Origin of the sequence: Sulfitobacter sp. AS59 (assembly GCF_038899995.1) — a bacterium.
In the GTDB taxonomy this organism is placed as follows: Bacteria; Pseudomonadota; Alphaproteobacteria; order Rhodobacterales; family Rhodobacteraceae; genus Sulfitobacter.
Genome location: NZ_JBBMQK010000002.1, coordinates 212,863 through 226,571 on the forward strand (window position 1 = coordinate 212,863; position 13,709 = coordinate 226,571).

Sequence of the window (13,709 nt, forward strand, 5' to 3'; positions counted from 1 at the left end):
GGTAAAAACTTTAATCTTCGTTCGGGCGCCAACGCCGATGCACCCAAAACCACTGCTCCGGATGCGCCTTTACCCGCGCGGCCAGACTGTCGTTCAGCGCTTGCGTCATGGTGGTTGCATCAGAATGCGGGATCGGTGCCTCAAGCACGGCGTCAAAGGACACGCCATCTGCCTGTCTGATCCCATAAAACGGGATCAAAAGCGCGTCATACCGCAGGGCAAGCTCAGCGGCTGAAAGCGCCGTATTGGCAGGTTGGCCCAAAAAATCGAGTTTTGGTGCGCCAAAGACATGTTGATCGAACAGCAAAACAAGCTGCCCATCGTCCTTGAGGTGGCGCACGAAACCGGCAGTGCCGCGCCGCCCCTGCGGAAAAACCGGCCCACCAAAGGCTTCCATCGTTTTCACGTAATGCTCATTGAAATAGGGGTTTTTCATATCGCGGTATAAACCGCCGATGTCATAGCCCCGTGCGACCAGACAGGCGCGGGTCGCTTCGTAATTACCAAAATGCCCCGTGACCAGAATAACAGCCTGCCCTTTTTTGGCGGCACTTTCCAAGGCATCGAAACCAGGCCCCTGGGGGATATTCAGCGCCATGCGGGCAGGGAAATCATCGGTCGAGTAATTTTCGATAAAGGTACGCCCAACGTTGTTCAGGCACCCCGCAACAATTTCATTCCGGCGCTTTTCGGATACATCGGGCCAGACCATCGCCACGTTTTGTAGCGCGCGGCGGCGGTATCCTGCGGCGGGGCCGATAATGTGCTGCACAACCCAGCCCACAAACGCAAGCCGCGCCCGAAAGGGGATCAGCAAGGCGAATTTGATAATCCCGACAATCAGCGCGTTGGTCAGATAGTGACCAGTGCGGCGGGCCAGCGGATCTTTGGGGGGAAGCTTGGGATCGGCCATATACCTCTGCCAGATGACTGCATCGCGTGGTGCTGTTTACAGTGACCGCACGCAAGCAACAAGCGTGATCAGGTGTCGTCCTCCTCCTCCTCAACGACCAATTGCAAGTCGCCCTCCGCCTCCATCTCGCGAATGACCGAGACGAACCCCGCCATCGCCTCCTCTGCATCGGCGGGTTTTACGGTGCCTGCATCGGTAATATCCTCGCGCAGTTGGTCGGCCATACGGCCCGACATGTTTTCAAGGATGAAGTCAGCCACGGTTTGCATCCCTGCCGCCTCTGCCCCGGCCAGGGCGATCACCAGCTGTGGTTGGTCGGCGCGGCGCAGAATGGCGGGAATGTCACGGGGCATGATCCGGCCCGGGATATTCGCGAAGGTAAAGATCGCCTTGCGCACGGCAGTTGCAAACCCCTCGTCGGTCTCTTCCAATCCGCTTAACATATCGTCGCGGGTCAGTGTCGTGGACGAGTTCAAGATCGCACCGACCCGTTCCACCGCCCCTGTGTCGAACGCCATAACCGGCACGAAATCCAGCTGGCTGGCCAGTGAAAGGCCAATGCGTTCAACGGCCTCTGGTGTAACCGTGCTGGTAAGGGAAACCGCATAGGTGATCTGGCGTGCTTTGGGTCCGGGCAACAGACCCAACAGTTCAGCCGCCAACCCGACCTTGAGCTTTGACAAAACCACGGCCGCCACTTCGATGCTTTCGTTTTCGATCATCGGCAAAAGTTTGGCCGCCTCAAGACCGCGCAGCCGATCCCACGGATCGCCCATCTCAAGCACGCCCGCCTCTTTGCGCAGGCGTTCGGCGGTTTGTTTGCTGATTTTGCCATCCAACGCCGAAATCGCGCCGGCGATCCCGCCCGGGAACGACAGGCCGATGCTGTCCAGTTCTTGTGCGAATTCATCGACAACAGCGGCAAGCGTGTGGCGGTCAACCGTCCGCATCGCGCCCATTTGCTGCGTCAGGCTGGCCTGAAGCGTCTCGGGCAGTTCCTCAAGCGGGATATCGGCCCCTTCGTTCAACAGCAAACGCACCACAATCGCGGCCTTTGCACGCCGGGTAAGTCCGGGTGCTGCCATCATGCCTGGTCTAGGCATCTGAACAGGTTGAATTTGCCCTAACGTTGCGAGTTCATTCATAAAATATCATCTCTGCCTGTCACCATGCCTGTCAGCGTTGTGGCAGTCAGAGATAAACAAAGAACGAATAAAAACCCGTTCAATAATTAAAAGTCTGTCCAGTTGCGATGGCCGTGCGCAGGGATGTTTCGGCCCATGTTCCGGTACCACCATAGGCCCTGATCGCGCGCAGTTGTTCCAATGCGTCCGCGATATTTCCCTCCTCGACCATGCCCTGCCCCATATAGGATCGCGCTAGGATATTGCCGGGATTAACTGCTAAAGCGCGGGTATAGAACGCCATCCCCGCCGCGGCATTACCCATCTTGCGATTGGTAAACCCCATATAGGTTAGGGTGCGGTCATCGTCCTGTGGCATCGCGGCCAGAATGATCTGCGCACCCACATAATCCCCCGCATAGGCCAATTCACGAACAGTTTGAAATAAGTCGTCCGGAGTTAATCGGCTATCCTGCGCCGGAATGCATTTCTTGGTCTTCTTATCGTAAACCATGCCCTGCTCACAGGTGACCGTGGGCTTTGGGGCGGCCGGTTCAGGCCCGTTGGCAAAAAGGCTGCAAGGTAAAACGGCTGCAAGGGCTGATATTAAAAGGACACGCATCGTACTCTCCCGATCAGATGAGGGTCGGATGTTAAGACCCGCGCAGACCAAGTAAAGCGGCGCGGGTTCAACTTTGCGTGTTGTTTTATGATGTGGCCGCAGCTACGCAGCTTGCCGTTTGGGGGTCATACACGCTGCCTTCGGCGCAAGACATCGCATGTTGTTCCCATCCGCATTTGGCAAAGCCAACCGCCGGAAGGGCCACAAGGACCACTGCAGAAAGTGCAATTCTAAGTTTCATCATACTACTCCTTTGAGATGCAACATAAGCGTACAATGGCTTGGTGCATTCTCAAAGGAATATTGTAAATCACGTTAGCCGATCGGTTAACCGGCCAATAATTTAGTCTTTAAAGACGCGGGCAAAGATCGTGTCGACATGCTTGGTGTGGTACCCAAGGTCGAATTTCTCTTCGATTTCTTCAGCACTTAGCGCCTTTAGAACTTCCGGGTCGGCCAGCAGTTCGGTTTTGAAATCCTTGCCTTCTTCCCAGACCTTCATCGCGTTGCGCTGCACCAGCTTATAACTGTCTTCGCGGCTTACCCCTGCTTGGGTCAATGCCAGCAATACCCGCTGGGACATAACCAGACCGCTGAACTTGTTCATGTTGGCCAGCATGTTGTCAGGATAGATCAGCATTTTGTCGATCACGCCGGTCAAACGGTGCAGGGCGAAATCAAGGGTGATCGTGGTGTCCGGCCCGATCGCACGCTCGACGGAGGAATGCGAAATATCACGCTCGTGCCACAGGGTAACGTTTTCCATCGCGGGGATCACTGCCATGCGGATCGTGCGCGCCAGTCCGGTCAGGTTTTCGGTTAGAACGGGGTTCTTTTTATGCGGCATCGCCGACGAACCCTTTTGACCGGCCGAGAAGAATTCGGCCCCTTCCAGCACTTCGGTACGCTGCATGTGGCGCACTTCGGTGGCGACGTTTTCAATGGAGCTGGCAACAACGCCAAGTGCGGCAAAGAACGCCGCGTGACGGTCGCGCGGGATCACTTGGGTGCTGATCGGTTCGGGGGTCAGGCCCAATTGCTCGCAGACGTGTTCTTCTACGCGGGGATCGATGTTGGCAAATGTCCCGACAGCGCCCGAGATCGCACCGGTAGCGATTTCATCCCGCGCTGTTTTCAGCCGGGCAAGGTTGCGGTCCATTTCAGCGTAGAAACGCGCGAATGTCAGGCCCATTGTCGTTGGTTCTGCGTGGATGCCGTGGCTGCGGCCCACACGCAACGTGTCTTTATGTTCAATCGCGCGGCGTTTCAGCGCGGCCAAGAGCTGCCCCATATCCGCGATCAGGATGTCAGCCGCGCGGGTCAGTTGGACGTTGAAACAGGTATCGAGCACATCGGATGATGTCATGCCCTGATGCACGAAACGCGCCTCGTCACTGCCCACATGTTCGGCCAGATGGGTCAGGAACGCGATAACGTCATGCTTGGTAACCGCTTCGATTTCGTCGATGCGCGCCACGTCGAATTCAACATCCTTGGCTTTCCACACCGCGTCGGCATTGGCCTGCGGGATGACGCCCAGCTTGGCCATGGCATCACAGGCATGTGCCTCGATCTCGAACCAGATGCGGAACTTGGTTTCGGGGGACCAGATTGCGACCATCTCGGGGCGGGAATAGCGGGGAATCATGTGGTGATACCTTTATCTAGGGGCATGAGGGTTCGGGCGCGGCATAGACCGCAAAGGGGTAAAGAACAAGGCTCAACAGGGGTTTGGAGCCTGCAGATGCGGCATGTGGCGCGAGGGTGGGACGCCTCCGGCGGGAGTTTATTGGGCAAAATGAAAGCGAACGTGGCGTTCATTCATTTACAGGCTGGCAGTTTCACAAGGGTCCGGTTTAGGTGTAGGGGATTGAAAACAGGTCATCTTTGAGGAGCGGCGTGCGCCATGTCTGATACGTCTCGATTGAACCCAGCCACCATCGCGGCACAGGCCGCCGGAGCCGTTGATTTGCAAAGCGGCGGTGTTGTGCCCCCGTTGCAAATGGCCACCACCTATTTGCGCGACACCGAATACGCGCCGCTGCGTCCCGACAATATCTATCTGCGCGACCAAAGCGATATCATCCGTGTGGCCGAAACCGTTCTGGCGCAGCTTGAAGGTGCCGCGGAGGCTTTGCTGTTTCCATCTGGCATGGCCGCGATCGCGGCAGCGTTTCGCACCGTCCCCAATGGCGGCACTGTTCTGGTGCAATCGCAGATTTATTGGGGCACCACCAAATGGCTGCGCGATTTCTGCACCCGGCGCGAGATCGCCCTGCACGAGGTTGAGGCGTCGGATGCAGCCGCGTTTGATGCTGCCTGCGCCGCGTTGAAGCCGTCGCTGGTCTTGATTGAAACACCGTCAAACCCGTGGTTGCGGGTGACCGATGTTGAGGCCGCGGCCAAGGCGGTTCACGCCGTTGGCGGGCTGTTGATGGTCGATAGCACCGCCGCAACGCCAGTGTTGCAAAAGCCGCTGGCATCCGGCGCTGACATTGTGATGCATTCGGCGACCAAGGGCATTAACGGCCATTCGGATGTCTTGGCGGGTGTCTTGGCGACCAACGACACTGAGGCGCAGATCTGGACGGACATCAAAGCCGACCGTCACGATGCGGGCGCGGTTATCGGACCGTTCGAGGCATGGCTGTTGGTGCGTGGCATGCGCACCCTGCCCCTGCGAATGCGGGAAATGTCGCGCAACGCGCAAGCACTGGCCGAATTTCTGGACCAACATGATCAGGTGGAGGCCGTGCTCTATCCCGGCCTGCCTGCGCACCCCGGCCATGACATCGCCCTGCGTCAGATGAAGGGTGGCTTTGGGCCGCTGTTGTCCTTCATCATCAAGGGCGGGGCCGAAGCCGCATTGGCGGTCGCAGGCAAGCTGAACCTGTTCCACCGTGCAACCTCGCTTGGCGGGGTTGAAAGTCTGGTGGAGCATCGCCACACGATCGAGCCACACACCGGCATTCCAGAAGGGTTGTTGCGTGTATCGGTCGGAATCGAAGATGTTGAGGATTTGAAGGCGGACCTGGTTCAAGCCTTGGCCGTCTAGACCGAGGGGCATTTTACAAAGCGCCTTTAGCCCTGAACGCGTTCACCGCAGGACGGTTCATTGCAAATCTCGGCGCGCTGCATTTAAACTGCCCCCTGCAGGCAAGGAGCACGGGCTTTGCAGGCAGTTTTGCGCAGACGAACCATGGGGCCAAAATGAACACTTCGAGCGAAATGCCCAATTTCTTGGGCCGGCGGCAGCTTTTGGCGGGGTTCGGGGCGACAGCCGCATTGGGGGCCTGTTCCGGCACAGCGCGGCGGGCTGCCATCAAGCGCCCGCCCCTTGACCGCGATCCATTGGCGCGGTTCCGTTTGTTTGCCGATGCCAGCCAGCAAAAATGGGAGGACCATCTGGCAGAGCCAGCCGCCGGGCGCAAGCTGCGCGTGTTGGCCCTTTCCAGTGGTGGCGAAGAAGGCGCGTTCGGGGCCGGTGCGCTGGTCGGGTGGTCAGCGACGGGTACGCGCCCTGAATTTGACATCGTGACGGGTATTTCAATCGGCGCGCTGATCGCGCCCTTTGGGTTTATTGGCAGTTCCGTCGATGCTGAGCTAAAGCGCATTTTTACCGATTTTGGCACCGAAGACATCGTAAAGTTCAGTCCTTTTAATGGCCTGTTTCGTGAAGCGCTGTATGACACGACCAAGCTGGACCAGTTGATCACGCGGTCGACGCCGATTGAATTCATCGACCGCGTCGCGGAACGGCACGCAACAGGCGCACGGCTGTTCATCGTCACCTCAGAGCTGGAAACCGCGCGCGCGTCGGTCTGGGATATGGGCGAAATTGCACAGGCGGGCGAATATACGTTGTTCCGGGCGATCATGCGGGCCTCTGCCGCGCTGCCGGGGCTGTTTTCGCCGGTTGATCTGAAATTCACCGCGAATGGCGTGACCTATAGCGAAACCCATGTGGATGGCGGCGTTCATATGCAGTTTCTGGCCATTCCGGCCTTTGCCTTTACTACCGCGCGCCATCGCGAATTCCCCGATGGGGAGATTTATTTGTTGATCAACAACACCCTCGACCCCGCCCCCGTCGCAGTTGCACGCAATCCGCTGGCGATCTCGCAGCAGGCATTGACGACATTCGCACGGGCCAGCGCCCTGTCATCCATCAACGCCACCAGCTTGTTTGCCCGCGCAAACGGGTTGGATTTGTTCGTGACATCGATCGATCCCAAATCGGGGATCGTCTATGACCCGTCTGACCGGTTTTCGCTGCCCTATATGACCGAGCTGTTTGAATACGGTCTTGAGCGCGGAAAAAGCGGCACGCTTTGGTCGCGCGGTTAAGCTGGTACAGGGCAACCCCACCCGGTGCGGCCCCGCGACATCGGTTTGCCAAAGTACCGCCTGGGTAGAGTTACGGTACGTCAATTACACATCTTGGCGCTGTCATCGCCATTGCAGCGGTTGCCACCCGTAAATCCCCCCTTCTAACCTGATGCTGTCCGCATAACGGGCAATAACATCTGGGAGGAGTTATTATGAAACGGTTGAAATCAGGCCTGTCGGTCGGGGCAATTGCGATTGCTGCGGTGCTGGCCAGTGTAACGGGGTCTTGGGCCCAAAACTTGCCACGGGGTGATGCCAAAGAACTGGGGTTTGACCCGGCACGGCTGGCGCGGATGGACGCAACATTTGGCGCATTGATCGACAAAGGCATGACACCGGGCGCGGTGATTATGGTGATCCGTGATGGTCAGGTCGCGCATCTATCCGCCATGGGCAAGCGCACCCCCGATGGGGACGCCATGACCGAAGACAGCATTTTTCGCATTTATTCGATGACCAAGCCCATCACATCAGTCGCCGCGATGATGTTGGTCGAAGAGGGCCGGTTGATCCTGAACGCGCCAGTGGCGACCTACCTGCCCGCGTTTAAGAACATGACTGTGGTGACAGGTGAAAAAGACGCCGATGGCAATGCAGTCACGCGCCCCGCAAAGGGTACCATGACGGTGCAGGACTTGCTGCGCCACACATCCGGCCTGACCTATGGGTTTTTCGGGGCCGGCCCCGCCCGCGAGGCATATAAAGCCGCCGAAGTTGCCAGCGCGGAAAACACAGGGATCGAGCAGGCAAACCTGCTGGCCAGCCTGCCGTTGGAACATGATCCCGGCACCGTTTGGGAATATTCCCGTGCGACGGATGTCTTGGGTGCCGTGGTCGAAGTCGTGTCCGGGCAAAGCCTTGAAGACTTTATGAAGGCGCGGATTTTCGATCCTTTGGGCATGACCGATACGGCGTTCTACGTGGATGACGAAGCTGACTTTGACCGCATCGCGGAACCCTTTGCGGATCAAGGCACGCTTGGCGGCAGCCCCCTGTTCGATCCGCGCGTGCGTAAACCCAACCAATCGGGCGGCGGCGGTTTGATGTCCACCGCGCAGGATTACGCCAAGTTCGCGCAGATGATGCTGAACGGGGGCGAGTTGAACGGCACGCGGCTTTTGTCGCCCAAAACGGTGCAGTTGATGACCTCCGATCACTTGAAGGGGATTAAACCCGGTAAATACTATCTGCCCGGCGCGGGGTACGGATTCGGCCTTGGCTATGCGGTGCGTCTTGACGATGGCAATGCCCCGTCATTCGGAACGGCTGGCGATTACAATTGGGGTGGTGCTGCTGGCACCGGCTATTACACCGACCCCAAGGAAAACATGATCGCACTGTTGATGATCCAGTCCCCCGCAAACCGTGGGCCGCTGCGGCTGATTTTCCGCAACCTGCTCTATCCAACAATCGCGGAAAGCCGCAACGACGACTAACCACAACAAAGGCCCCGCTCTGGAATGATCGGGGCCTTTCGTCGGCTTGCTGTATCTCTCAGGCGGTTTCGCCTTTGGTACGCCCCCCCCCCCAACCGTCATGAAACATTCACATTTCAAACCCATAAAACAATTGACTCGTGTTCTATATTTTAAATATTCATGAAATATGGAAACAGCGCTCATAAACCGCCTCTCGATCCTTAGTCATCCGCAACGGATGGCAGTCTTTCGTTTGCTGATGCGGCGCTGCCCCGATGCCTTGCCCGCCGGTGAAATCGCCCAAGCGCTATCCCTCAAGTCCAGCACGGCATCCGTCTATCTTGCCGCCCTGACCCAAGCTGGCATGATCTCTCAGCGGCGCGATGGCACGCGGCTTTTGTACTCGGTAAACCTTGATGCGGCGCGAGAGGTTGTCTCGAACCTGTTTTTCGATTGCTGTCGGGGGCGCGCCGACGTCTGCCCGCCTCAATTTTCTGATCTTCTCAAGAGCATCTCTCCCATGTCTGACAAGAAGTATAACGTCCTGTTCATTTGCACGGGCAACTCTGCCCGGTCGATTTTCGCCGAAACCATTCTGCGCGACATGGCTGGCGACAAATTCAACGCCTATTCCGCAGGCACCAAACATCAATCCGCGCTGAACCCGCTTGCCGTGGAAATGCTGAAAACCAAAGGCCATGACATTAGCCCCCTTCGGTCAAAGAATATCAGCGAACTTCATAGGCCGGGTGCGCCGAAAATGGATTTCGTCTTTACCGTCTGTGACCACGCCGCGAACGAAGAATGTTCAACCTGGCCCGGGCAGCCCGTTTCGGGGCATTGGGGCATGGCCGACCCGGTAAAGGCCCAAGGCACCGATGCGGAAAAACGTCTGGCCTTTCAGCAAACCTATGGCGCGCTGCACAACCGGATCAGCGCCTTCACCTCGCTGTCGTTCGAAGCGCTGGACCGCGCGGCCTTGCAAAAACACGTCGACGACATCGGCAGAACCAAACCCACAGGGGACTAAATCATGACAACTTATGCACTTAACGGACTAGGCCGGATCGGCAAACTTGCCCTGCGCCCGCTGCTGGAACGCGGTGCCAAGATTGCGTTTATCAATGACGCCGTGGGCGATCCGGCCATGCACGCCCATCTGCTGGAGTTTGATTCCGTCCACGGGCGCTGGCCTGCCAAATTCGAGGCCGATGCCAATTCGATCAGCATCGATGGCACGCGCATTCCGGTCACCAGCACCCGCAATCTGTCAGAGCTTCCATTGGACGGCGTTGATGTGGTGATCGACTGCACCGGCGCGTTCAAGAGCGAGGCCAAGCTGGCCCCGTATTTTGCGGCAGGCGTGAAAAAGGTCATCGTATCGGCACCGGTCAAAGACGGCCCCACCGCGAATATTGTGTATGGCGTTAATGACGATGTCTATCAGCCAGACGCCCATCACATCGTGACTGCAGCCAGTTGTACAACGAACTGTCTGGCCCCGGTGGTCAAAGTGCTGCTTGAGGGGATCGGCATCAAGCATGGGTCGATCACGACGATCCATGATGTGACCAACACACAAACAATCGTGGACCGCCCCGCCAAGGATATGCGCCGCGCGCGGTCGGCCTTGACCAACCTGATCCCGACCACGACCGGATCTGCGACAGCCATCACATTGATCTACCCCGAACTGACCGGAAAGCTGAACGGCCACGCCGTGCGCGTGCCGCTGCTGAATGCCTCCATCACCGATTGCGTATTCGAGATGGCCCGTGAAACCACTGTTGAGGAAGTCAACGCCTTGTTCGAGGCCGCAGCCAATGGCCCGATGAAAGGCATCTTAGGCTATGAAACGCGGCCCTTGGTGTCGTCGGATTACACCAACGATACCCGCAGTAGCATCATCGATGCGCCATCAACCATGGTGGTAAACGGCACGCAGGTGAAAATCTATGCGTGGTATGACAATGAATATGGCTATGCTTACCGGCTGGTCGACGTGGCCCTGATGGTGGGTGGCAAGCTGTGACACGTCCGGCAGGTTTCACAGCATATATCACCGTAACAGCAGCCTATTGGGCGTTCATGCTGACCGATGGTGCCTTGCGCATGCTGGTGTTGTTGCATTTTCACACGCTCGGTTTCTCGCCGGTGCAGCTGGCCTATCTGTTTGTCTTGTATGAAGTCGCAGGCGTTGTAACCAACCTGTCGGCGGGCTGGATCGCCGCGCGGTTCGGGCTGACCAAAACGCTTTATGCGGGGCTTGCGTTGCAGGTCGTCGCATTGCTGGCCTTGGCGCAGCTTGATCCGGCTTGGGGCATCACGGCGTCCGTTGCCTTTGTCATGCTGGTGCAGGGCATGTCCGGCGTCGCCAAAGATTTGGCCAAAATGAGCGCAAAAAGCGCGGTGAAAATCCTTGCCCCGACGGGTGGTGGCGGATTGTTTCGCTGGGTGGCGTTGCTGACCGGATCAAAGAACGCCGTGAAAGGCTTCGGTTTTCTGCTGGGGGCGGCGCTGTTGGCCGTTCTTGGCTTTGTGCCTGCGGTCCAAGCAATGGCGGCGATCCTGTTCGTCATCCTGATCGGCGTCGTACTTGGCATGCCAAGAGGCCTTCCCGTCGGGCGCAGGGGCGCGAAGTTTTCCGACGTGTTTTCCAAGAACCGCAACATCAACTGGCTGAGCTTGGCACGGCTCTTTCTATTCGGCGCGCGCGATGTGTGGTTCGTCGTCGGCATCCCGATCTATTTCTATGCGGTGTTGTCTGACGGGTCCGAGGCCGGAAACCGCGCCGCGTTCTTTATGATCGGGTCATTCATGGCAGTCTGGACGATCCTGTATGGCTTTGTCCAAGGCTGGGCCCCCCGCATCTTGCGCGCATCATCCCGCGACGAGGCCGAAATTCTGGCGCAGGCCAGAATATGGGTGGGCATGCTGATGGCGGTCCCCGCCGTACTGGCCGCCATCGTCTGGATCACGCCCACGCCCTCCACCCCGCTGACGGTAACGATCATCTTGGGGCTTTTGGTGTTTGGCGGGATATTCGCAGTAAACTCGGCTCTGCATTCCTTTTTGATCCTCAGCTTTACCGATGCAAAACGGGTCACGATGGATGTGGGCTTTTACTATATGGCCAATGCCGCAGGCCGTTTGACTGGCACGATGCTGTCCGGGCTCACCTACCAACTTGGCGGGCTTCCGCTGTGCCTTGGTACGGCCGCTGGCATGATCTTTTTCAGCTGGCTTGCAACATCGCAGCTTCGCGAGAATACCCAGACGCAGGTGCATTCACACCCTTAATGCAAAAGAAAAAGCGAAGCCTGCTGGCTCCGCTTTCTCTCGCTTTACAACGCGGTCGAATTTAGCCGCTGATGCTTTTGGCTGACGCCATACCGGGGGCTTTGGATTCGCCGCCAATCTTTTCCCGAACGGCGATTTCAATCCGGTCACCGATTTCGCTGTCGATGTTGCGCCAGTATTCAAATGCCCGCACCAGAACCTTTTCGCTGACGCCGTCAGCCAGATGGCCCGCCGCGTTGCCAACCAGACGCTCGCGCGCATCGTCATCCATCACTTCGCGCACCAGAATGCCAGCTTGGGTCCAATCGTCGTCCTTGGGACGCAGCGTATAGGCTTGGCGCACCATATCGCCGTCAGCATGCCACAGGCCGGCCTCGCCGCCCGGCTCTGGCTGCGCTGCCGGACCGCCATAGGAATTTGGCGCATAGACTGGATCGGTCACGGGGACAGTCCGCCCTGCCCCATCTTTCGAGTAGCTGTGAACAGGCGATTTCGGCGTGTTCACCGGGATCTGTTTGTAGTTCACACCCAAACGGGCACGGTGCGCGTCCGCATAGGAAAAGCCGCGCGCCAGCAGCATTTTATCTGGCGACAGACCAATGCCCGGCACCATATTGTTCGGCTCAAACGCGAGCTGTTCGATCTGGGTGTGAAAATCGGTTGGGTTCTGGTTCAACGTCAGTTTCCCAACCTCGATCAGCGGATAATCGGCATGCGGCCAAACTTTGGTCAGATCAAAAGGGTTGATGTCATAGGTCTTGGCATCCTCATAGGGCATGATCTGCCATTTGAGGGTCCAGCTGGGGTAATTACCTTCGTGGATAGAATCGAACAGATCGCGGCGGTGGTAATCGCCATCCATGCCGGCCATTTTATCGGCTTCATCTTGGCTTAGATACGCATTGCCGTCGCCCTGATCGGTGTGAAAGTGGAACTTTACCCAAAACTTTTCGCCCTCGGCATTGATCAGTGAATAGGTGTGGCTCGAATAGCCGTTCATTTCGCGCCACGTTCTGGGAATGCCACGATCGCCCATCAAATAGGTTACCTGATGCGCGCTTTCTGGTGACAGCGTCCAGAAATCCCACTGCATATCATGGTCGCGCATGTTGTTATCCGCGCGGCGCTTTTGGCTGCGGATAAAGTGCTGGAATTTCATCGGATCGCGGATAAAGAAGATCGGCGTGTTGTTCCCGACCATGTCGAAATTGCCGTCTTCGGTGTACATTTTTACGGAGAAACCACGCGGGTCACGCCATGTGTCCGGGCTGCCGCGTTCACCGGCAACGGTCGAAAAACGCATTGCCACGTCGCATTTGGCACCAGGCTGGAAAATCTTGGCTTTGGTATATTGCGACACATCTTGCGTCGTCTCGAAGGTCCCAAACGCGCCGGACCCTTTGGCATGGGGTTGCCGCTCAGGAATACGTTCGCGGTTAAAATTCGCCATCTGCTCCAAAAGATAGTGATCATTCAACACAATCGGGCCGTCGGGGCCAACGGTCAGTGAGTGTTCATCACTTTGCACCCTGATACCGGCATCGGTTGTTGTGGGGGGAACGTTTTTCTTCTCGGTCATCATCACTCTCCAAAGCTTGCCTAGTTGGACAACCCAAGGAAGTGCGAAAAGTTCCAAAGTGGCATTCGGCTTCGGTGCGCATCAAAATCTGCTGCACGCATACGGATGATAAAATGGGGAGCATTACGAGAGGGCAACCATGGAGCCCAAACAGTCTAAATCGACGGCTTGATAAGTTGGTGCGGTCGGAGAGACTCGAACTCTCACGGGTGTTACCCCACAGCGACCTCAACGCTGCGCGTCTACCATTCCGCCACGACCGCACGCCATGGATGGTGTCGCTCGTTTAGACAAAGATGATCCCCTTGTGAAGAGGCAATCCTCATCATTTTGAACAACGGCATTTTCTGCAGGCACCCCAGCC

The 13,709-nt window shown here is 57.4% G+C and carries 12 protein-coding genes and 1 tRNA gene; 6 read left to right on the forward strand and 7 right to left on the reverse strand.

Features of this window, described 5'->3' with window-relative positions:
• Nucleotides 1–10: 10 nt before the first annotated feature.
• The 5 genes from WNY39_RS05250 to purB form a co-directional block, all read right to left on the reverse strand.
• Entirely contained in the window at nt 11–913 is a 903-nt protein-coding gene (locus WNY39_RS05250) for a lysophospholipid acyltransferase family protein (protein ID WP_342844624.1), read from the reverse strand.
• Between the two features lie 68 nt (nt 914–981).
• Complete coding sequence (locus WNY39_RS05255) at nt 982–2,001, reverse strand: FliG C-terminal domain-containing protein (RefSeq protein ID WP_342844625.1); 1,020 nt, start codon at nt 1,999–2,001, stop codon at nt 982–984.
• A 136-nt stretch (nt 2,002–2,137) separates the two neighbouring features.
• Nucleotides 2,138–2,551 carry a hypothetical protein gene (locus WNY39_RS05260; protein WP_342844626.1) on the reverse strand — a complete coding sequence of 138 codons (414 nt, stop codon included), beginning with the start codon at nt 2,549–2,551 and terminating at the stop codon, nt 2,138–2,140.
• A 193-nt stretch (nt 2,552–2,744) separates the two neighbouring features.
• Entirely contained in the window at nt 2,745–2,900 is a 156-nt protein-coding gene (locus WNY39_RS05265) for a hypothetical protein (protein WP_341234233.1), read from the reverse strand.
• A gap of 102 nt (nt 2,901–3,002) precedes the next feature.
• A complete protein-coding gene (purB, locus tag WNY39_RS05270; protein ID WP_342844627.1) occupies nt 3,003–4,307 on the reverse strand; it encodes an adenylosuccinate lyase in 1,305 nt (434 codons plus the stop codon).
• 258 nt (nt 4,308–4,565) lie between these two features.
• On the opposite strand from purB, the gene WNY39_RS05275 reads away from it, so the two are divergent.
• From WNY39_RS05275 to arsJ, 6 genes are all read left to right on the forward strand, one after another.
• The gene (locus WNY39_RS05275; RefSeq protein ID WP_342844628.1) at nt 4,566–5,714 is read left to right on the forward strand and encodes a PLP-dependent transferase; all 1,149 of its coding nucleotides are present in this window, start codon (nt 4,566–4,568) and stop codon (nt 5,712–5,714) included.
• 155 nt (nt 5,715–5,869) lie between these two features.
• Complete coding sequence (locus tag WNY39_RS05280) at nt 5,870–7,006, forward strand: patatin-like phospholipase family protein (RefSeq protein WP_342844629.1); 1,137 nt, start codon at nt 5,870–5,872, stop codon at nt 7,004–7,006.
• Nucleotides 7,007–7,200: 194 nt separating this feature from the next.
• On the forward strand, nt 7,201–8,484 hold the full coding sequence (locus WNY39_RS05285) for a serine hydrolase domain-containing protein (RefSeq protein WP_342844630.1): 1,284 nt from the start codon (nt 7,201–7,203) through the stop codon (nt 8,482–8,484).
• 169 nt (nt 8,485–8,653) lie between these two features.
• Complete coding sequence (locus WNY39_RS05290; protein ID WP_342844631.1) at nt 8,654–9,496, forward strand: helix-turn-helix domain-containing protein; 843 nt, start codon at nt 8,654–8,656, stop codon at nt 9,494–9,496.
• Between the two features lie 3 nt (nt 9,497–9,499).
• A complete protein-coding gene (locus WNY39_RS05295) occupies nt 9,500–10,498 on the forward strand; it encodes an ArsJ-associated glyceraldehyde-3-phosphate dehydrogenase (protein WP_342844632.1) in 999 nt (332 codons plus the stop codon).
• Nucleotides 10,495–11,766: an organoarsenical effux MFS transporter ArsJ gene (gene arsJ, locus WNY39_RS05300; protein WP_342844633.1), complete on the forward strand. Its 1,272-nt coding sequence runs from the start codon at nt 10,495–10,497 to the stop codon at nt 11,764–11,766. Before WNY39_RS05295 ends, arsJ begins: the two co-directional genes overlap by 4 nt.
• A 61-nt stretch (nt 11,767–11,827) precedes the next feature.
• On the opposite strand, the gene WNY39_RS05305 is transcribed toward arsJ, so the two are convergent.
• Both WNY39_RS05305 and WNY39_RS05310 read right to left on the reverse strand, forming a co-directional pair.
• Nucleotides 11,828–13,345 (reverse strand): catalase, encoded by a 1,518-nt coding sequence (locus WNY39_RS05305; RefSeq protein ID WP_342844634.1) that lies wholly within the window; start codon nt 13,343–13,345, stop codon nt 11,828–11,830.
• Nucleotides 13,346–13,522: 177 nt separating this feature from the next.
• Nucleotides 13,523–13,608 (reverse strand) — tRNA-Leu (locus WNY39_RS05310).
• Nucleotides 13,609–13,709 lie beyond the last annotated feature (101 nt).

Excerpts from the sequence above, each read along its gene's own strand:
- WNY39_RS05305 (WP_342844634.1), bottom strand. The coding sequence starts at position 13,345 with ATGACCGAGAAGAAAAACGTTCCCCCCACAACAACCGATGCCGGTATC.
- purB (WP_342844627.1), bottom strand. The coding sequence starts at position 4,307 with ATGATTCCCCGCTATTCCCGCCCCGAGATGGTCGCAATCTGGTCCCCC.
- WNY39_RS05285 (WP_342844630.1), top strand. The coding sequence starts at position 7,201 with ATGAAACGGTTGAAATCAGGCCTGTCGGTCGGGGCAATTGCGATTGCT.
- WNY39_RS05260 (WP_342844626.1), bottom strand. The coding sequence starts at position 2,551 with ATGGTTTACGATAAGAAGACCAAGAAATGCATTCCGGCGCAGGATAGC.
- WNY39_RS05255 (WP_342844625.1), bottom strand. The coding sequence starts at position 2,001 with ATGATGGCAGCACCCGGACTTACCCGGCGTGCAAAGGCCGCGATTGTG.
- WNY39_RS05290 (WP_342844631.1), top strand. The coding sequence starts at position 8,654 with ATGGAAACAGCGCTCATAAACCGCCTCTCGATCCTTAGTCATCCGCAA.
- WNY39_RS05265 (WP_341234233.1), bottom strand. The coding sequence starts at position 2,900 with ATGAAACTTAGAATTGCACTTTCTGCAGTGGTCCTTGTGGCCCTTCCG.
- WNY39_RS05295 (WP_342844632.1), top strand. The coding sequence starts at position 9,500 with ATGACAACTTATGCACTTAACGGACTAGGCCGGATCGGCAAACTTGCC.
- WNY39_RS05275 (WP_342844628.1), top strand. The coding sequence starts at position 4,566 with ATGTCTGATACGTCTCGATTGAACCCAGCCACCATCGCGGCACAGGCC.
- WNY39_RS05280 (WP_342844629.1), top strand. The coding sequence starts at position 5,870 with ATGAACACTTCGAGCGAAATGCCCAATTTCTTGGGCCGGCGGCAGCTT.
- WNY39_RS05250 (WP_342844624.1), bottom strand. The coding sequence starts at position 913 with ATGGCCGATCCCAAGCTTCCCCCCAAAGATCCGCTGGCCCGCCGCACT.